Source organism: Dendronalium phyllosphericum CENA369, from assembly GCF_016056275.1.
Classification (GTDB): Bacteria; Cyanobacteriota; Cyanobacteriia; order Cyanobacteriales; family Nostocaceae; genus Dendronalium; species Dendronalium phyllosphericum.
Genome location: NZ_JAECZA010000085.1, coordinates 1 through 18,820 on the forward strand (window position 1 = coordinate 1; position 18,820 = coordinate 18,820).

At 42.8% G+C, this 18,820-nt stretch carries 17 protein-coding genes and 2 pseudogenes; 11 read left to right on the forward strand and 8 right to left on the reverse strand.

From position 1 onward, the window contains the following. The first annotated feature begins 94 nt into the window (after positions 1–94). The gene (locus I8752_RS17680) at positions 95–1,564 is read left to right on the forward strand and encodes a hypothetical protein (RefSeq protein WP_214433623.1); all 1,470 of its coding nucleotides are present in this window, start codon (positions 95–97) and stop codon (positions 1,562–1,564) included. A gap of 192 nt (positions 1,565–1,756) precedes the next feature. On the opposite strand, the gene I8752_RS17685 is transcribed toward I8752_RS17680, so the two are convergent. Together I8752_RS17685 and I8752_RS17690 are read right to left on the reverse strand one after the other, a co-directional pair. Further along, a complete protein-coding gene (locus I8752_RS17685) occupies positions 1,757–1,954 on the reverse strand; it encodes an NblA/ycf18 family protein (protein WP_214433624.1) in 198 nt (65 codons plus the stop codon). A gap of 287 nt (positions 1,955–2,241) precedes the next feature. Continuing rightward, entirely contained in the window at positions 2,242–2,517 is a 276-nt protein-coding gene (locus I8752_RS17690) for a UBP-type zinc finger domain-containing protein (protein WP_214433625.1), read from the reverse strand. 305 nt (positions 2,518–2,822) lie between these two features. Between I8752_RS17690 and I8752_RS17695 the strand changes: the two genes are divergently transcribed. After that, positions 2,823–3,695 carry a cyclase family protein gene (locus I8752_RS17695; protein ID WP_225895728.1) on the forward strand — a complete coding sequence of 291 codons (873 nt, stop codon included), beginning with the start codon at positions 2,823–2,825 and terminating at the stop codon, positions 3,693–3,695. A 256-nt stretch (positions 3,696–3,951) separates the two neighbouring features. Here the strand turns inward: I8752_RS17695 and I8752_RS17700 are convergent. After that, positions 3,952–4,032 (reverse strand): annotated as a pseudogene (locus I8752_RS17700) (DUF4351 domain-containing protein); the annotation flags it as partial. Positions 4,033–4,218: 186 nt separating this feature from the next. Here I8752_RS17700 and I8752_RS17705 point away from each other — a divergent pair. Further along, positions 4,219–4,656, forward strand: coding sequence for a hypothetical protein (locus tag I8752_RS17705; protein ID WP_214433627.1), 438 nt, complete (start codon positions 4,219–4,221; stop codon positions 4,654–4,656). Positions 4,657–4,738: 82 nt separating this feature from the next. Next, entirely contained in the window at positions 4,739–4,963 is a 225-nt protein-coding gene (locus I8752_RS17710) for a hypothetical protein (RefSeq protein WP_214433628.1), read from the forward strand. A gap of 352 nt (positions 4,964–5,315) precedes the next feature. Here I8752_RS17710 and I8752_RS17715 read toward each other — a convergent pair whose 3' ends face one another. Then, positions 5,316–8,888, reverse strand: a complete 3,573-nt coding sequence (locus tag I8752_RS17715) for an NB-ARC domain-containing protein (protein ID WP_214433629.1) — start codon at positions 8,886–8,888, stop codon at positions 5,316–5,318. Between the two features lie 162 nt (positions 8,889–9,050). Between I8752_RS17715 and psbA the strand changes: the two genes are divergently transcribed. The 5 genes from psbA to I8752_RS17745 all read left to right on the forward strand — a co-directional run bounded on the left by psbA (position 9,051) and on the right by I8752_RS17745 (position 13,251). Next, complete coding sequence (gene psbA / locus I8752_RS17720; RefSeq protein ID WP_214433630.1) at positions 9,051–10,133, forward strand: photosystem II q(b) protein; 1,083 nt, start codon at positions 9,051–9,053, stop codon at positions 10,131–10,133. A 483-nt stretch (positions 10,134–10,616) separates the two neighbouring features. Continuing rightward, positions 10,617–11,525 carry a DUF3854 domain-containing protein gene (locus tag I8752_RS37405; protein ID WP_318780861.1) on the forward strand — a complete coding sequence of 303 codons (909 nt, stop codon included), beginning with the start codon at positions 10,617–10,619 and terminating at the stop codon, positions 11,523–11,525. Between the two features lie 227 nt (positions 11,526–11,752). Beyond that, the gene (locus tag I8752_RS17735; RefSeq protein ID WP_214433632.1) at positions 11,753–11,998 is read left to right on the forward strand and encodes a UPF0175 family protein; all 246 of its coding nucleotides are present in this window, start codon (positions 11,753–11,755) and stop codon (positions 11,996–11,998) included. After that, entirely contained in the window at positions 11,995–12,492 is a 498-nt protein-coding gene (locus I8752_RS38425; RefSeq protein WP_214433633.1) for a DUF3368 domain-containing protein, read from the forward strand. The genes I8752_RS17735 and I8752_RS38425 overlap by 4 nt, the downstream gene beginning before the upstream one ends. 399 nt (positions 12,493–12,891) lie before the next feature. After that, a complete protein-coding gene (locus tag I8752_RS17745; protein ID WP_214433634.1) occupies positions 12,892–13,251 on the forward strand; it encodes a hypothetical protein in 360 nt (119 codons plus the stop codon). 86 nt (positions 13,252–13,337) lie between these two features. On the opposite strand, the gene I8752_RS17750 is transcribed toward I8752_RS17745, so the two are convergent. Then, positions 13,338–14,543: a glutathione S-transferase family protein gene (locus tag I8752_RS17750; protein WP_214433635.1), complete on the reverse strand. Its 1,206-nt coding sequence runs from the start codon at positions 14,541–14,543 to the stop codon at positions 13,338–13,340. 211 nt (positions 14,544–14,754) lie between these two features. Here I8752_RS17750 and I8752_RS17755 point away from each other — a divergent pair, with 211 nt between their 5' ends. Both I8752_RS17755 and I8752_RS17760 read left to right on the forward strand, forming a co-directional pair. Continuing rightward, complete coding sequence (locus I8752_RS17755; RefSeq protein WP_214433636.1) at positions 14,755–15,279, forward strand: plasmid pRiA4b ORF-3 family protein; 525 nt, start codon at positions 14,755–14,757, stop codon at positions 15,277–15,279. Between the two features lie 211 nt (positions 15,280–15,490). Continuing rightward, complete coding sequence (locus tag I8752_RS17760; protein ID WP_225895729.1) at positions 15,491–16,102, forward strand: hypothetical protein; 612 nt, start codon at positions 15,491–15,493, stop codon at positions 16,100–16,102. Between the two features lie 157 nt (positions 16,103–16,259). On the opposite strand, the gene I8752_RS17765 is transcribed toward I8752_RS17760, so the two are convergent. The 3 genes and pseudogenes from I8752_RS17765 to I8752_RS17775 all read right to left on the reverse strand — a co-directional run. Beyond that, a complete protein-coding gene (locus tag I8752_RS17765; RefSeq protein ID WP_214433637.1) occupies positions 16,260–17,441 on the reverse strand; it encodes a catalase family protein in 1,182 nt (393 codons plus the stop codon). 80 nt (positions 17,442–17,521) lie between these two features. Continuing rightward, entirely contained in the window at positions 17,522–18,457 is a 936-nt protein-coding gene (locus I8752_RS17770; protein ID WP_214433638.1) for a HEAT repeat domain-containing protein, read from the reverse strand. Positions 18,458–18,546: 89 nt separating this feature from the next. Continuing rightward, positions 18,547–18,820 (reverse strand): annotated as a pseudogene (locus tag I8752_RS17775) (ISKra4-like element ISLesp2 family transposase); the annotation flags it as partial.

Consider the following 18,820-nt stretch of genomic DNA (forward strand, 5'->3'; position numbering starts at 1 on the left):
ACTCTTGGATCTTCCATCTGTGCAAAGTGGTCAGTAATCGTGATTTTGGGCTTGAGCTTCACGCTTTTTGAGACTTTCCTCTTCTACTTTTACAATGACTTTACCATCACAGCCTCATTGCTCAACCTCCATACCCCAGAGCGATCGCTATCTTTCTCAATCTCTTAGTATATATATACTATATTTAGATGCGTTCGCCCTGGGTATGGGGACTGTTGGCAATGGTTCAACTTCTATGGGTGGATTGTTGCGGAGTCAGGATGTCGCAACACAAGCGAATATTGCTCTGTTGTCTGCGGCTGATAATGATGATTACTCGTTCATTGACCAGAACTTTCAACCCGAATCTTTGCAGACTTGGGGCAAGCGGGGTGCTATCATTAACGTAGAAATGCGCCGCTACCGGGAATCTGTGCTGGAGGGGTTGTCAGCTGATGGTTATACTGTGATTGATGCAGACGATTCCGACCCTGACGAAACCAAGGAAGTTGTGAAAGAGGTAAAAGCAGCGTCTAAAGAATTGTACTCCCAAGAATGTCAGGGGGTTTCTGAATCTGAAGATGTGTCTGATGCTGAACTCAAGAAGCTGCAAGAAAAGCGGGTGAAGACGAAAGAGGAAAGATATCAGCAGCGTAAGGCTGAATTGTCGCGTCGCTATGAAATTGAAGTGACACCCCATTTAGTCGAGAAGGATGATGAGGGCTGGTATCCTCAACTGCGGCTGCACTATTATTTGACTTTGGGGCGGGAGTTTTTGACGAACCGGGACAGCAGACGAGCGAAGGCACAGGCGGAGGCTGGGGAAAAGTCGATTTGGAAGCCCGACTTCAACAAGGGGCAGATGTTGTCGTCGGTGCTGTTACTCGAAAAGCTGAATCTGCTGCAACTGCTGACATCTGGGGAACGGTTACGGGGTTCGGATGAAAAGATGCAGGAGTTAAAGAGGGCGGCACTGGAGAATCGTTATCTAATCAAGACTTGTTTGAATGTTACTGTCTCAGAACAATTGACTCCCATTGCGTTCCCGCTTCGGGTTGCCGCAGGCATCGCTCAGAAGTTATTAGACAAGATTGATCTGCGGTTGTCCTACGTGGGTCGGTTGGGGCCACGAGGGAAGCGGGAGAGTGTTTATCAGTTTATGGCTCCTGATGATGGGCAGAATGTAATTTTCCAGAAGTGGTTAAATCGGGAGTTGGTGTCAGTCACCAGTAATATAGATTTAACAACACCAATCGCTGACACAACAGCACCAACCTTCCATAATCATAATTCGGTGTCAGTCACTAATAATATAGACATACAAACCCAAGATGTTGACACACACAATATTCCCCAAACATTGAATGAAGCTGTTGGAGGCTGGAAGGGGCTGAGGCTGAAGCTGCGGCAGGGGTTAGAAAGTGCTGGTTCCTTCTACACTGAGCTTATTTCTAGAGTAGGTGAGGCTGTTGGGATTGCTGATGGTGAGCCAATATGGAATGCGTACTTGGGACAGTGGCAGGTATGGGTTAACTTTGCGGACGGTTGCCGGTCTGTGGGATGCGTAGGGAAGGTGGTAGTGTAGGTCATGTCCTCCCCCGACTAACTGCACAAATTTGCTTTTTTGTAAAACAGTTGCCGCCATATCAACAGCATTGGGCGCTTGTGGAGCAACAGATACCCAATAGCGCATTCGCCCACGAGCGTTGGCGTAGTCGCAAGCCCTCCACCACCTTTGCTACATATCTACAAAACGTGCTGGATTTACATACTTGCTCTACCCAGATACAGCATCTGAATTACGCTTCCACTCCTGTTTTAGTAATTCTTGGTAAGTTTTTTCCCTCATCATCATCTGCTGGTAGAGCATGAGCAAAAACTCTTTAGCTTGTTCGCCAGACATCTGCTGCACTTGGTCGGCAAAAACTCTCAAGCTAAACTCTTGTTCTAAAGATAATTCAATTCTATGGTTCATAGCTGGTTCAATCGCCCAACTGAGCGAAAACTAGAAGGATTATACTGGTTAGACTGGTTTAAAGCATTTATCTGTTACTGCTATCAGCAGTCATACATTCATTGACAGCTTCAGTTCTGAGTGTTAACTTCTATTAATTAGTATAACAAAATTTTTACAAAATCCCGATGATAGCGGCTCGGTATTCTCTACTAACGAGTGCGGATTTCTCTAAGCTCCAGACATTACATATTAAGGCGATACTCTAGATCGCTACGCATAGTACTTCAACCACAAGCTGATTGCGATCAATAATTTTTCTGTTGTTCATCTATAAAGCACCACAGCCATTCTTCTCCTAATTCGGCAGAACTAATGACGGGATGCCCAGTCTCTTGGTAATGACGACGTGCGTGTTGATTTTTAGAAGAGTCACAACACAACATCTTGCCGCAAGTCTGACAAATACGCAGATGTACCCAGCGATCGTTAAGCTGAATGCACTCCTGACATTGAAATACAGGATAGTTGGCTTTATGAATCAAGTTTTCCAGAGTCAGTTCATTGAGATGTTGGCAAGACATAGAGTTTTCCTATTGATTACAGATGTTTCCCTGGTAATGCCTCAAAATGCTCTAAAATTTGCTGTTTAATATTCTTGGCTGTCATAGGTATAAAATTTTTGACGCTATTTTAAGCAAAACAACAAAATGAGTCAAAGATTTTTCCAAGTTATATATTGTAAATATTTGACTTTCAATATTAGATACAAATCCTGGCATAAAACCATAATATGATTTTTAAATAAGTTTACTTCCAAATATTGACAACAGCTTAAACAATGAAGAGATTCAAAATTTTATGTTTAGTAATCATATTTAATTTGCTCATGTATATTTCTGTAAGCGCAGCCCAAACCCACAAAAGTCCCTCTTTATGGCAAGTTTATCAGCAGTCGCTTCAAAGTGCAAAATATGTTGACCTGACTCATACAATCACTCCTTCAATGCCTATATGGTCTGGATTTGCTCAGTCAAAATTTCAAGCCACTATCAACCCTAAGAGCGGAAAACCATACACATACAAACAAGATGGTTTTGAAGCAACTCATTACGATTTATCTACCGATCAACTTGGTACGCAATTAGATCCACCTGCTCACTGGAATCCCGATTATCCAGCTATTGATGAACTACCTGCAACCTATGCTATTCGTCCTTTGGTGGTTATCCCTATTCAGGATAAGGTTGCTAAAAATGCAAATTATCACCTGACTGTTCAAGATATTTTGGATTGGGAGAAAAAGCACGGTAAGATTCCTCCAGGTTCTGTTGTTTTTGTGCGCTCAGATTGGTCTAAGCAATGGTCAGACCCTTATATAGCTTCCAGAACTGAGTTTCCTGGGGTGAAGCTAGAAGCTCTCAAGTTCTTACATTTACAGCGTCAAATCCTTTTTCACGGACATGAGCCACTGGATACTGACAGCACACCAAATCTAGAAGGGGAAGCTTGGCTACTTCAGAATGGATATACTCAAGCTGAAGGTGTTGCCAATTTAGAGCAAGTCCCAGAGACTGGTGCATTAGTGGTCATTGGATATCCGAAATTTCAAGGTGGTTTAGGAGGTTATGCACGCTATATCGCTATCTGTCCACCTAATTGGAAATACGGTGTTTCTGTCGGTAAAATCCCAGAATCACCTCTGCAAAAAGCAGATAAACCACTTCATTGGGATCAAAAACTAGGTGTACGGCTACGTTAAAGCACTTGCGCTAAACAAAAGCAACTGCCGTCTATACATTTATTCTTATTTATTGAAGTGCGATCGCTCTCACCCTCAAACTTCAAGGAGTAGCAATCGCCTCTAAACCCAGCCAGATAAGGTGAGACAATTGGGGTTGCTGATGGTGAGCCGATATAGTAACGGGTATTTGGGACAGTAACAGGTGTGGATTAACTTTGAGGACAGTTGTCGGTCTGTGGGGTGCAATTGGTTGGTGGTGGTTTAGTTTGCGTTTTTAGGAGGCTTGCTGGTTTAACCAAGTTTCTAGATCCGCCACAACAGAAAAATCTAATAAAGCTTCTCCTAAGCCTTCGAGTTACTCAGGACTTGCTCAAGCCTGGGGTGAAGTTGCGTTCTTCTGATGAGGAAATGCAGGAGTTGAAACGAGTGGCGGTGGAGAATCGCTATTTCATCAAGACTTGTTTGAATGTGACCGTTAGCGAAAAGTTAACGCCAGTTGCGTTCCCTGTCAAGGGTTGCCGCAGGCATCGCACAAAAGCTTTTGAACAAGATTGATTTGCGATTGTCCTATGTGGGAAGGTTGGGGCCAAGAGGTAATCGTGAGAGCGTTTACCAGTTTGTAGCTTCTGATGATGGGCGGAATGTGATCTTCCAGAAGTGGTTAAATCGGGAGTTGGTGTCAGTCACCAGTAATATAGATATACAAATCCAGGTTAGTGACACAACACCACCAACCTCCCATAATCATAATTCGGTGTCAGTCACTAATAATATAGATATACAAACTCAAGTAAGTGACACACTCGATGTTCCCCAAACATTGAATGAAGCCATTGGGGGCTGGAAGGGGCTGAGGCTAAAGCTGCGCCAGGGGCTAGAAAGTGCTGGTCGGTTCTACTGGGAGCTTGTTTCCTCCTTTAGCGAGGCTGTTGGGATTGCCGATGGTGAGCCGTTTTGGAATGAGTATTTGGGACAGTGACAGGTATGGGTTAACTTTGGGGACGGTTGTCGGTCTGTGGGGTGCGTAGGGAAGGTGAGTGTGGGGTGAGGTTGGTTAAAGGATGTCATATCAGTGCGATCGCACTTATCCTTGCTACATCTGGCTTTCTAAATTGCGAATTGCGCTTTTGCAAATTGCTTTGTTGAGTGGGGTCGTTTATACGCGCTTGGGGGAGGCTGTTGAGTTACAGGAGATGATGCAGGAGTTTCCATGCAGAATTGATATTGGGAAGTCTAAATCTGTTGCAGTTGCTTACATCTGGGGTGCAGTTGCGTTCTTCGGATGATTAAACCATTAAGTAGAACGGTGCAAATAAATCGAAGTATGTAACGAAAAGTAAAGTTGCCTAAAACCCTCTTTCCTTCTACCCTCTGCCTCCTGCCTTGTTATAATAACAATTTTTAACATCGACCTACTTAATCGATTAGTTAATTGCGACTGCTGACTTTCGAGTTAGCCAACAGTTGTATGCAATTGTCTTGCAATCTGCTGACAAAGATTAAGGCATTGATAGAACAAATGCCAACAATCCCGTGTGGTAGGTTAAGGTCAAATTTAATTGCGGTAATTTATAATCACGAATTATCGCTATAAATCGGATTAATGAATCAAATTAATCTGCATTATGCATATTTAATTTATTTAAAAATTTCTGTTATGGCTCCTAGTGCCAAAAGTGATGAGCGCACAGATTCCGTCAAACCAACAACACCTGTAATATTCATGCCTTCATAAGGTCTAGGAGTTCTGAGAATTTTCAGACATTCACCTGTTTCGACATTCCATAAGCGGATGGTCTGGTCTTCACTGCTGCTAGCAAGAATTGGACTTTTAACCAGAGAATGGATAAATGCGATCGCAAAAATCCATCGTGTGTGTCCAATCAATACTCTCAAACACTTCCCAGTTTTCATATCCCAAATTCTCACGGTTTGGTCGGTTCCTCCACTTGCCAGCAGACAACCATCAGGACTGGCAGCACTGATCGCAGCATCAGTATGTCCTTTCAAGGTTCTTAGACATTGGCAAGTCTTGAAATCCCAAATTTTGATGGTTGCATCTTGACTGCTACTATACAAGGTTTGCCCATCTGGACTAAATTGAGCTGACCACACGCCGTTTGTATGCCCACGAAAAATTTTCAAGCATTCGCCTGTAGCAACATCCCAAGCTCGAATTAGGGAATCTGCACAGCAACTAATTAGCATCTTGCCATCAGGACTATAAACAAGTGATGAGACAATATTAGTGTGATTACATAACACACCCAGGCATTGCCCAGTATTGACATCCCAAATCCTTACCTGCTTGTCACTACCACTACTGGCTAATGTTTGTCCATCGGGACTGTAGGTAACTGAAAGTAGCCAATTTCTATGACCCCGTAAGACTTGCAGGCATTCCCCTGTCTCTATGTTCCAAATTCTCACTGTTTCATCTGCACCACCACTAGCAATGGTATTACCTTGGGGATGAAAAGCTACGGTTCGTACCCAATTAGTATGACCAGTCAAGGTTTTAATACACTTACCAGTATGAATATCCCATAGTTTAACTGTTTGGTCTTCACCACTGGCTAAGACTTGGCTGCGGTCTAAATCATCAAGTGGAGAGGTCGCTAATGCCCACACACCGCTACCATGTCCGCGAAAAGTTCGGAAACACTGTCCTGTATGAATATTCCAGAACTTAACAGTTTGGTTGTCATCGCTGACAATCAAGGTTTTTCCATCTGGAGTGAATGTCAGCGATCGCACTGTGTGGGTGTGCCCTAACAAAGTTTTCAGGCATTCTCCAGTGTTAATGTCCCACAAGCGAATTGTTGTATCACCACTGCCACTTGCTAGCGTTTGACCATCAGCACTACAAGCTATACACCAGACATGGGCTGTATGTCCGTGAAGAGTTTGCAAACACTGCATTGCTTCTAAATCCCAAATCCTCACAGTGCCATCAGCGCTACCACTTACTAGTATTTTTTCATCGGCATTAAATGCTACAGACCAGACAATACCTGTATGCCCTTGCAGTGTTTTCTGGCACTCACCTGTATTAACATGCCAAAGTTTGATAGTATGGTCGGCGCTACCACTTGCTAAAGTTTGACCATCTTTACTCAAAGCGATCGCCCAGATCCAATCTGTGTGTCCTTCAAGACTTTTCAGACATTCTCCTGTCTGAATATCCCATAATTTAACCGTTTGATCCATGCCACCGCTGGCAAGGACTGAATAGTTTTCTTGCCGAGCCTGGGCTACAGACCAAACAAAGCCTGTGTGCATCCTGAATACTTGTAGGCATCGACCTGTGAGATCCCATTGTTTAACAGTTTGGTCATCACTGCCACTAAATAAGGTTTGTCCGTCAGCACTAAATACAATAGAACGCACCCAACCTGTGTGTGCTTCCCAAGTTAAGCATTGCTGTCCATCTGTTGTTTGCCATAGGGAAATTTGACCAAGGGTATCCCCGATTGCCAGAAAATTGCCATTTGGACTAACTGCTAGTGTAAAGGTATAGCTGAGATTTGCCGTAAAAGTAGATTTAGTTAAATCTGAATCGGCGAAATTAGTTTGGTGTAAATTCACACCTTTTAAATCAGCTTGCCAAATCGTCAAACTAGAAAAGTTGCGATCGCTTAAATCCATTTGCAGCTGACGAAGTAAATTAATCGTGTTTCCGCCCACATAACCAGTATCCATTGGTTTTTTGCCACGAAGTGATGCCAGAATTGTCATCAGTTGAGCTTCAATGCGATTTGCACTTCCGAACAAAGAAAGTAACTTTTTAATTACAGGATTAAGAATTAAGTAAAGTTGAATTTCTTTGATATAGTCTTTTGCCGTCGCTTTCATCAGTGCATGAGTTTTGAAAAGAGAAATATATTGAGTTTCAATTTCAACACAAACCTCTTGAATTAAACGACTAGTAATGTACTCCATCAACACAGGCTGTAGTGTGAATAAAGCACTACCTTTCTCAATCAGGCTACGTCTTTCTAAAGCTGACAATGCTTCTAGGAGTTGAGAAGACGCAATCAAGGATAATAAATCAGCTTGTATTTCTGAAAAATTTACAGGTTCGCGGTTGATTGCCAACCAATACATGACTGATTTCTCTAAAGCTGATAAACGTTGAAACTGTTGTTCGAGCAAATCTTGAATATCGCCGAAGACAACAGTACCTTGAGCAAGAAAGTTAGAAATATTACTATCAAATAAATCCCGGATGGTGGTTGCTACAATCTTCAGTGCCAGTGGATTACCTGCATAAGATTGAATTAAAGTTTGCCATTCATCAATCGATCCAATAAAGCTACCTTTGCAGCTAAAAATTGCTTGTCCCTCAGCGATTGATAAACCAGATAATCGCATAGTCCTAACAGGCAACTTTTCGCCCTCAAGTACTGCCACCTCTTTAGGCTTTTCTCGGCTCGTCAGCACTAAACAGCTTTGGTGACGAAACTCACCTATTCGCTTAAAAAGTTCGCCATACCCTTCGTAACCAGATCGATATTGACCTGTTCGACCCTCATTGCTGCTTAAGATTGTCTCTGCATTATCGAGAATCAGCAGACAGCGATGTTTTTGGAGATAGGTAAGCAGTCGAGAAATGCGATCGCTCACAGATTCGGGTAAATCTCCCTGCTGTTGGTGAGAGAGAACTTGAATCAAGATAGTGAGTAATGCTTCAATAGTGGGAGCATTATAAAGCGATCGCCAAATAACATACTCAAAGTTTCCCTGAAGTTTCTCACTCAACTTCACAGATAAAGAAGTTTTACCAATTCCCCCAATCCCCAATAGTGCCACTAACCGACAACGGTCTTGATTAATCCACTGCTTTAAGGTGGCAATTTCTAGGAAACGTCCGTAAAAAATCGAGACATCGAGCGCTTCACCCCAGTCTTGATAAGTTTTTATGGGATTATCAGGCTTGATTTCTCCAGTATTCTTCTGACGATAACACCATCTTCTCAAAGACGAATGGAGGTTATCTTTAGTAACTTTCTCACCCATCGCCTTGGAGAGCATTTTCCAGAGTCGAAAGCCAACAATTTTGATGTAGTCGGCATCATAACCAAACTTTTCAGCAATCTCTGGATACGTTTTCTGCTCCCATGACTGTCGAAAAATAATTTCTTGCAAGTCATTTAGAGATGTTTTTTCCAGAATTATTTCAACAATAGCTAAGGCTTCTTCGACAGTCATTTACCCAGAGGTTGCTTACTAAAGTTAACTTCAACTTGTAACTTTGAATAACTATTAGTTACTGCAAAGATTTAGCAACTTTTTTAAGATGCTATCAGTTGTTGATTCCCAACGAACAACAACTTTAAATTATCAACAAAATCCTTGAAATTATTCTAAACTATGACTACTACCTTACAAAGACGCTCTAGCGCCAGCGTCTGGGAGCGCTTCTGTGAGTGGATCACCAGCACTGATAATCGTCTATACATCGGTTGGTTCGGTGTCCTGATGATTCCCACCCTGCTAACAGCTACCACTTGCTTCATCATCGCCTTTATTGCTGCACCCCCCGTAGATATTGATGGTATCCGCGAGCCTGTTGCTGGTTCTTTGATTTATGGCAACAATATTATCTCTGGTGCGGTTGTTCCTTCTTCAAATGCGATCGGCTTACACTTCTACCCCATTTGGGAAGCGGCTTCTTTAGATGAGTGGCTTTACAACGGTGGGCCCTACCAGCTAGTAATCTTCCACTTCTTAATTGGTTGCGCTTGCTACATGGGACGGCAATGGGAGTTGAGCTACCGCTTGGGAATGCGTCCCTGGATCTGTGTAGCTTATAGCGCTCCCCTGGCTTCTGCGACTGCTGTCTTCTTAATTTACCCCATTGGTCAAGGCTCTTTCTCTGATGGTATGCCTTTGGGTATTTCTGGAACCTTCAACTTTATGTTGGTGTTCCAAGCTGAACACAATATCCTGATGCATCCATTCCATCAGTTAGGTGTTATTGGTGTGTTTGGTGGTGCTTTAATTTCTGCGATGCACGGTTCTTTGGTGACTTCTACCTTAGTTCGTGAAACTAGCGAAACCGAATCTGCAAACTACGGTTATAAGTTCGGTCAAGAACAAGAAACCTACAATATCGTTGCGGCTCATGGCTATCTGGGACGGCTATTTTGGCAATATGTCAGCTTCCAAAACTCCCGATGGCTGCACTTTGTCTTAGCAGCTTTACCTGTGATTGGTATCTGGTTTACTGCTTTGGGTATCAGCACGATGGCATTTAACTTGAACGGATTCAACTTCAACCAGTCTGTCATCGACTCTCAAGGGCGCGTAATTAACACTTGGGCAGATGTGATTAACCGTGCCAATTTGGGTATGGAAGTAATGCATGAGCGTAATGCTCACAACTTCCCTCTAGATTTGGCTGCGGGCGAAGCAGCACCAGTAGCTTTCAATGCACCTGTTATCCACGGCTAAGGTTTAACTGTCATTTTTTATAAGTGCTTACCCCGGCTTACTTTGTTGAAGCCGGATTTTTTAACGTCTCCCTATCTGGTAAAGAAACTTTGAAATTATTCCCCCTTCTCCATCAGTGAGAGGTTAAGATAATTGCACATTTCCAACTGGAGTGATGGCAAGCTATCCCTTAACATCTATACACAGAAAAGACACGCGCTTTCTTCCTCATAGTACCGAATCGCACCTGGATGGAATGTCACGCTTGAAAAGCTAGGGAGGCTGGGGAAGAGAAGAGTATTTTTTATTACTTTATTGTGCGGGAATACATTTACATCTTAGTCTCCTCCAGCACCCCCCGCTCCCCCAGATCAAAGAGCTTGGCTCAACAGATAAAACTAAACTTAGTACCATTCAGTGGCAATTGCCGAAGGTGTCAAGAAAGCTGCTTACTGACTGCTGGTTATGCAGCAATAGCCGAAAGTTTAAGCTTCGCTTATCGCCATCAGTCGAGTAAACGCTGGCTACCGCACACCACAAAATGAGTACGGTACTGCAACTGGTAAACCCTTTCTCATCCCCAACTTAAAACATTTCGCAACACAAGGCAGACAAATCAACATCTGCTTTGACCACGATACCAAACCCGAAACCGTCCAACGGGTAAGAACCGCTATCAGTCGTATGGGTCGGTTGTTGATTGCTGAGGGTTGTGAACTACGAGTTATAGATTTGCCTGGGACAGAAAAAGGCGTTGATGATTTTATCGTGGCTCAAGGTCAGGTCGCATTCCACGCTCTGTACAATACAGCCGAAACCTTGGAGTTGTGGGAAATCAAGTTATTCACCTTGTTGACCTACCCAAGCGCGATCGCAGTGGAAAATCCTTATCTCATCAAGATTTGTCTGAACGTGACTGTTAGCGAGAAGTTAACGCCAGTAGCGATCGCTCAGAAGTTATTAGACAAGATTGATCTACGGCTGTCCTATGTGGAGCGGTTGGGGCCAAGGGAGAAGCGGGAGTGCGTTTATCAGTTCGTGCATCCTGATGATGGGCGGAATGTAATTTTCGATTCTTGGTTGAATCGAGATGAACTATCAAATTGTGAGTTGGTGTCAGTCACTAATAATATAGAGTTACAAATAGATGTTAGTGACACACACAACATTCCCCAAACATTAAATAAGGTGGAAAGTCCTGCTGTCTGTGGTCGGAAGGGCTTAAAGCTGAGATTGCAGCAAGGGTTGAAAAGTGCAGGTCAGTTGTATCAACAGCTAATAAGCAAAGTGGGTGAGGCAATCGGTGTTGCTGATGGGGAGCCAATATGGAATGGATATTTGGGGAACTGTATGATTAGTGTTAGCTTGCTTCAGGCTGTAAGTCGGTTATGTGCGATTGGGTCGAGTGTGTAGGGTGATATACGATCTGAGCAGCATAAATACTTATAAATACTTTGCACCAAGGTAAGTGACATCGCTCTGTTCAGGATGCAAGCGCCCTCGCAAAGCGAATGGTTGCAGCTGCTCCTGATTAGGTAGAGTGGATGGGGTAAGTTGGTGGGTTGTGATGGCGATCGCAACTTCTGCACCCTTTACGTTGTGAACAATTAAAATAAACCTAGAAATTGGAATTTTCTATTATGAGTGTCCTGATTCCTGATGACATCCTTCGAGCCTCAAACATGACCGAGGACGAACTAAAATTAGAAATCGCTATCTTGCTTTATCAGCAAGGCAAGATTAGCAGTGGCAAAGTCCGAGCTTGGACAGGAGCTACAGTACTTGAATTCCAGCATGAACTGGCAAAACGCGGTTTACACATCAACTATGATGTTGAAGACTTCCAATCCGATGTGCGGACGCTGCAATCAATGGGCTTGTTGTGATTATAGTTAGCGATACCTCACCCATTACAAACTTAGCAGCAATTGGCCAATTAGATTTACTACGTCAGTTGTACAGTAACGTTACCATTCCTCAAGCCGTTTATCACGAAATGGTAGATGTAGATCGGATTGTTCCTGGTGCAGTAGAAGTACAACAGCTATCTTGGATTCAAACGGTAAGAGTTGTTAATTCAAGGCAAGTTGCAGAAATTCAGCAACAACACAACAATATTGATTTAGGAGAAGCCGAAGCGATTACTTTATCTATAGAACTCAAAGCTGACCTGCTGTTAATGGATGAACGCCGAGGACGAACTGTCGCGCTCGATTATGGACTAAATGTAACAGGTCTTTTAGGAGTCTTGCTACAAGCCAAAAAACAAGGGGTAATTCCAGCTATTAAACCATTAATCGCTCAGTTAATTGCTACTGCTGACTTTCGAGTTAGCCAACAGTTATATGCAATTGTCTTGCAATCTGCTGACGAAGACTAAAGCATTGTATAGAACAAATGTTAACAATCCTGTGTAGTGAGCATAATCATTATAAGACGCAGCTAGAGGCTCTTGAGAATGCTATTTGGAAGCCCGACTTTAACAAAGGGCAGATGTTGTCGTCGTTACTGTTGCTGGAAGAACTGAATTTGTTGCAGTTGCTTACGTCTGGGGAACAGTTGCGGGGTTCGGATCAGAGAATGCAGGAGTTTAAGGCTCGCGCAGTGCAGCATCGGTTCTCGATCAAGAATTACCTGAACGTGACTATTTCGGAAAAGCTGACTCCGGTGGCGTTCCCTGTCAAGGGTTGCCGCAGGCATCGCTCAGAAGTTACTCGACAAAATTGATCTGCGGCTGTCCTATGTGGGTCGTTTGGGGCCACGGGAGAAGCGGGAGTGTGTGTATAAGTTTGTTGGGACTGACGATGGGCGTGATGGGATTTTCAAAAAGTGGTTAAATCGAGAGTTGGTGTCAGTCACTAATAATATAGAGTTACAAACCCAAGTCAGTGACACACACAACATTTCCCAAATATTGGATGAGGCTGTTGGGGGCTGGAAGGGTCTGAGGCTAAAGCTGCGGCAGGGATTAGAAAGTGCTAGTCAGTTCTACACTGAACTCGTTTCCAAAGTAGGTGAGACAATTGGGGTTGCTGATGGTGAGCCAATATGGAATGCGTACTTGGGGCAGTGGCAGGTGTGGGTTAACTTTGCGGACGGTTGTCGGGCTGTGGGGTGCGATTGGTTGGCGGTGGTGTAGGTCACAAAGCTTTATATAAAAGCTTGAAATTAAGATAACCGCCTACCGTTAAAGAAGCGCGAACTGCCAGGATAGATACCTGAATCCTACTTTCTGACAAAGTTAGACGGGTCTTGATCTCGTCGATGCTGAGTCGGAATGGGATCTGGCTGCCCATTACCCGCAAGGGCTGCGGTTTTCTCCAATGATTCCCTCAATCGCTTGGCTGCGTAGATGGACATATCTCGCGGTACATTAATGCGATCGCGCAGATATCGTAGGGCGACATCAGATCCCGGTGGAGGGATACAGTCCTCCCCGGTCATCATGTGTGTTAAAGCACAACGTAGGGCTTGATCGAACAAGCTATCATCTGAGGGGTTGACGCGGATAATATTGATGCGATGCTCGATAGTTCTTTGAAGAGCTTCCATGCGGGAGTTTTCGGGTTCTGGATAGGCAACATCTGGTAGTCCAAACCAAGGGCCGCGATCCACCCGCGCCTTATTAATCAGCATCTGGGTTTCGCCATTTTCCCAACAGCCTCCCATCTGGGGCGGCAAATCATGTACGTGGGTATGAAAGTCGCTCTGGGTACCGCGGTAGGTATCTCGGCTTTCCATTGCCGCAAACCATGCGCTCAAACGAGGGTTTTCCTCTCGCAGTGAGTAGCCCTTGTAGTAGTACAGGCTGGCATTCATCCGTTCAAGAAATGGCGTAAAAATCACATCGACGATGCCGAAGCTGTCTAGAAAATAAGGGCTTGATGTGTGAGTTAAAGCCTCCTCGACTTTAGCTACCACTGTGATAAATTGTTCTCGGTTGCGTTTTTCTTGTTGAGCAGAAATTACTGGGTAGCACAGCCAAGCGCACCACGCTCTAAATAAAAGTCGTTCTAATTGGCGTAGAGGAAGTACCGTGCGGTCTTCCATTCCTTGACTCAATGACCCAAAAACCTTTTCCAAAGCGATCAAAATGTCATCGCTTTCTTTAATAATCCGTCCATCTAACTCAATTGCCGGGAGCATTCCTGATGGTACCTTACGTTTGTACCAACTTTCTTTCTCCCCATAGCAGAACATTGTCACTTTTTCGATGCGATAGGGGATCTGTTTTTCCTCTAGCCATAGCCAAACTTTTTGACAGTAAGGACACCAAGCGTGGTTATCGCGGTATAGTGTTACCCGCACGTCAGATTCCGGCTGACCAAACAAGCGCAACCTGGCTTTAGCGTTGGTCAGACCATTAACAGTATCTATTTGATAGTTCGTGAGGGTTTCTAGTTCTTGCCAGCTTAAGGGTGCGGTAGTCATAGGGTGAATTGCGTAGGGCAATACTTAGGACTTTTCTTGACTCTACAATATTGTGAATTTGGGCTACAACTATATTTGTTGTTTGTTAGTTTGTTTCTTGTGAAGATGATTATGATATGCTTTTCGAGCAAATCGCTTTTTATTGTCAAAGGTTAGATTTGCCTTAGCCGCGCAATACGCAATACTTACTATACTTTTCACGCTCACGAGTATGGCTAAAACGAAAAAATCAGAAAACATTGCTAAAACAACAGTTAACTCTTCTCCAAATGCGCTATACGTGTTGGAGGTGTTTCTAATTGACGGGCCAATTACGGAGGAATTTGCTACGGAAAATCCAGTGGTGTCTCGAACTATTGAGATTAAAGGCAGCAATACTTTAGCTCAACTGCATAAAATCATCTTCAAAGCATTTGACCGAGAAGATGAACACATGTACGAATTTCAGGTTGGTGGCAGGGGGCCACAAGATCCAAATGCCAGACGCTACTGCTTGAAAGGAGCATTTTCCGATTCTGACTTGACACCAGCACCTACAGGAGATGTTGCCAGTACTACAATTGCGTCGTTGGCTTTATCTATTGATGATGCTTTTGGTTATTGGTTTGATTTTGGTGATGATTGGTGGCACCAGATTAATGTCATAAATATTGTAGATACGGCTCAACCGTTTAAGTATCCCCGAATTACTAAGCAAATTGGAGCTAGCCCTCCGCAATATGCAGATTTTGAGTAGAAGAAAAAGGCGAGCTATTTGAAAGATAAAATTGTAAGTCAGTGTCAGCTACTAATAATATATATATGACTACAGCAGTCCTGACACAACACCATAACCAATTTCTCAAATATTCAAATATTAGTTAAGTAACTTTTTGCCATTATTTAGGTAACTCTGGGCTGTTTAATTATTCAGTGTCTCATTTGGGGCAAAAGTATTATAAATAGTTATGACAACTAACAAGCACATTAATTTAAATCACGGATGTTTTCTGAATTCCCAAAATAAAACGATAGTTGCTCATTTAGGAACGGATGATGTTTTAAATTTAATAACTCAAGAATTAAAAACTCGTTACTCACCAGAAACTCAAAAACTTGCACTTGAAGAAAGTTCAAAGTTGCTACCTGATTTGGTATTTCAAGAAATATTACAGCGCCAACAGCAGGTAGTAAATGTTAACCCTGATAGTTTAATTGTGGTTAACTGTAATATTCAAGAAGTAGAAGTTGATGAGTTTGGTTTTGAGTTAAATGTCGAAGTATATTTTGTAATTGGAGATGAAAAAAGTCAAAATCATTTTCGTGCTAATCGGATAGTTCTGTGGTCAGATATCTGGGGAGATGAGGAACAGCTTTTTGATTTAGAAGATGAGTTGGGCGAGCAATTTTGGACAGATTATAAAATCCAGCTACTCTTTGATAACCAAGAGCAACAAACAATTGAATTGGAAGTATCCCAAACAGATGATTTTCCAGTTAAGTTACAATTTTACCCCCCACTGCAAAAGTTTTTGCCATCTGTAGATACCTTTGTAGTTAATAGTTTTGATGATTACTAAGTTCCCGATGTTAGTGCATGGTTCGAGTGGGCGCGACTTAACTCTCTAACCGAGGCATCAAGCACTCAGTACTGAGTTGGTAAAATGCGATCGCTTCTCATTTGTGTCTCAAAATTGTTAAGTTCCTAGAGAATTTTTCGTCATCCAAAATTTGATATCAAGCAGTTGGTTCCTGGTATTTGACTCCTCGTTTTTCGTGACGGTTATCAGCAACGATAGGATAAACAATGCTGCGTAACCGATTGATTGCGCCAACAGGACGATGTACTGCTAAACCATTCGCCGGAGAAAAACTGAGATTTTCCCCAAAGTCACTTTCTTTCGGAGAATTAACCTTTTGATGCTTAACACTCAAGCGACCAACTGTAAAGAAGGGTGATTCCTCTTCATTCCAAACAATGGTGGTATCATCAATCGACATCTCTGGGCTAGTTTGAAATTGGATTTGAAAGTCCCAACAATATTCAGCATCAGGCTTTGCTAAAGCTTGAATGATATCCTCTCGATAGTAGTTGTCCTCTGAACCAGAGACTTTGGCACGCTTGAGCTCACTTTCTGGTCTGGACTCTAAAGCAAGTTGTTGATGAGGTGGTTGACTGGAAACCGGAGTAAAACCATATTTAATCACAACCGGATATTCCACAGGAACTCGACCTGGCTGGGATGGATCAAAATCAGATTTGAGTCCCAAAGAATACGCTGAAGCACTCCAATAGCGTTCTGTGAGCAAACTTTTGGGAAAGCGTTTGAAACTGTTTCGTAGAAGTGTAGATTCGTAGGGATGCAACTTGAGCCATAAAAGCACCAACAGCTTAAAAAGCGGAAACAGCCCTGCTCGATAAACTGCCAAGAAAAAGCTGTGGAAGTCTTTGATAGTTCTAATAAAAAAGAATTCGGTATTGTGGGTAATAATATCTTGGGTTGTTAACTCGTGACTTTGCGGTAGTCGTTCTCCTTCTACCCCGATTGCTTTTACAGACATGGAGCGCGTATCTCCCTCATAATCATTTTTGACTGAAAACGCACCATTTGCAAATCGTAGCCAAACCGGATATTGTTGCGGTTTGGCAAATAAACCTTGTTTGAGGGAAATAGCTTGAAGTTGAGCTTCAGTTAATGAAGCGCGTTTGCTCAATTCTTGCTTAATTGCAGCTTCATCAAAGTCAAAGATTTCTAGAGTTCCTTGTACAGCAGCGTTGGTTTTGGAGTGGGTATCTCTTTTTGCAGTTTTTTTCTTCTCACCGCCGTAAAGATTATCCATGTTCTTTTTGACTAGCTCACTCATGAGAGCGCAATATTTAGTTTCGTCTTTTTCTGGATATTCGGTAAAAAGTTTCATTTTTTGAAAGCTGGGATTAATTAGAACTCAGTAATCTTTTTAACACGTTCTCGAATCACTGGGTCTTGAATAGTTCTTAATTAATTGGCTGTTTGTTTACTCGCCCTCTTAACTCGCTGCCACAGTTCACCGTCTTCTCGATAAATATCTAACGCGGCAATTGCATTTTTTGTATCGATGTCTTTTCCTTGAGCTACTAGTGAAATCAGAAAATCTATTGCTTTATCTTGTCGCAGCATCGCTACTGCAAGTAACAATGTGCGACGAAGTTCTATATTTGTTGTTTGCTCCCAACAACTTTTGAGAAGATCGAATGCTGGCTCTAATCGTGATTCACCTAGCGCCAATGCTGCTAGTTCACAAATTTGTGACTCTGGATGAAAAAGAAAACCAGCTACTATTGCCAGTGATTCGGTTGGAGCTAGCTGTAGCAGAGCATTGAAACACTCTTCAATTACCTGTGGCGCTCGATCGCCTATGCGGATTTTCAAACGAAGTAACGGTACACCTTGGGGATTTCCTGTATAAGCGATCGCTTTTGCAGCAGCAACTCTTGCTTCAGGTTTGGGATCGGCTAGTAGATCAGCTAACTCGTTCATGACATCTGAGTAGTTCATTCTTACTAGACCGAAAGCACATATACCTCGAAGACCAGCAGCAGTATCTTCTTGTCCTCCCCATACTGGCTCCATCTGAATATGTCGAATCCCTTGCAAAAAAAGATTTTCATCGCTGTATTCTAAGTGATACAATGCCTGTGCGATCTCTTTCTTAGCAAGGCAATTTTGGTCTACTTGTGTGGGTTTGGCCATCATTCGAGCAAAAGCTTCTACAAGATCGGCGACCAACTCAGTAATACTAGATTCTCTGATTATTTTGGCTGCTTGGGCAACAGCTATAGAATATTTGCTTTTTAGGACTTGGCGCAAGATTACGATCCCTGACTCACTTGTGGGATGCTCTCTAATTTGAGCCAGACTAGATAAAGTTTCTTCTAATTTTCGTGATTTTGGCATATATTACATCACTTTCTCCAAACTCTGTTTTAGATTTAAGGTACTTACTAGTAATAAAATGCAGCAAATTAAATACGTTTGGGGCGCATCTAATCGTTAGGGGAGTACAAGGTTAGTGTTAATGGTTCGTCAGAAAACAAAGTATCAAACCGTTGATTAACCCAAGCTAAACGCAAATGTAGAAGGTGATTGAATCCATCCTCACTCCAACGCATTCCCACACCTTTGAAACGTTGTTGAATTAACCATTTACAAGCGCTTTCAACCATACCGGAGCCAATAGGCAAACCTAGTTTCTTAAAAGTGCGATACTGAATGTGTTTGAAGTGAGTGTTTAAGTAGTCTCGCACTTGACGCAAAATG

What these genes read in the sequence shown, in the direction of transcription:
- I8752_RS17680 (WP_214433623.1), top strand. Translation starts at nt 95, where the DNA reads ATGACTTTACCATCACAGCCTCATTGCTCAACCTCCATACCCCAGAGC.
- I8752_RS17685 (WP_214433624.1), bottom strand. Translation starts at nt 1,954, where the DNA reads ATGAACCATAGAATTGAATTATCTTTAGAACAAGAGTTTAGCTTGAGA.
- I8752_RS17690 (WP_214433625.1), bottom strand. Translation starts at nt 2,517, where the DNA reads ATGTCTTGCCAACATCTCAATGAACTGACTCTGGAAAACTTGATTCAT.
- I8752_RS17695 (WP_225895728.1), top strand. Translation starts at nt 2,823, where the DNA reads ATGTATATTTCTGTAAGCGCAGCCCAAACCCACAAAAGTCCCTCTTTA.
- I8752_RS17710 (WP_214433628.1), top strand. Translation starts at nt 4,739, where the DNA reads ATGTCATATCAGTGCGATCGCACTTATCCTTGCTACATCTGGCTTTCT.
- I8752_RS17715 (WP_214433629.1), bottom strand. Translation starts at nt 8,888, where the DNA reads ATGACTGTCGAAGAAGCCTTAGCTATTGTTGAAATAATTCTGGAAAAA.
- psbA (WP_214433630.1), top strand. Translation starts at nt 9,051, where the DNA reads ATGACTACTACCTTACAAAGACGCTCTAGCGCCAGCGTCTGGGAGCGC.
- I8752_RS17735 (WP_214433632.1), top strand. Translation starts at nt 11,753, where the DNA reads ATGAGTGTCCTGATTCCTGATGACATCCTTCGAGCCTCAAACATGACC.
- I8752_RS17750 (WP_214433635.1), bottom strand. Translation starts at nt 14,543, where the DNA reads ATGACTACCGCACCCTTAAGCTGGCAAGAACTAGAAACCCTCACGAAC.
- I8752_RS17755 (WP_214433636.1), top strand. Translation starts at nt 14,755, where the DNA reads ATGGCTAAAACGAAAAAATCAGAAAACATTGCTAAAACAACAGTTAAC.
- I8752_RS17760 (WP_225895729.1), top strand. Translation starts at nt 15,491, where the DNA reads ATGACAACTAACAAGCACATTAATTTAAATCACGGATGTTTTCTGAAT.
- I8752_RS17765 (WP_214433637.1), bottom strand. Translation starts at nt 17,441, where the DNA reads ATGAAACTTTTTACCGAATATCCAGAAAAAGACGAAACTAAATATTGC.
- I8752_RS17770 (WP_214433638.1), bottom strand. Translation starts at nt 18,457, where the DNA reads ATGCCAAAATCACGAAAATTAGAAGAAACTTTATCTAGTCTGGCTCAA.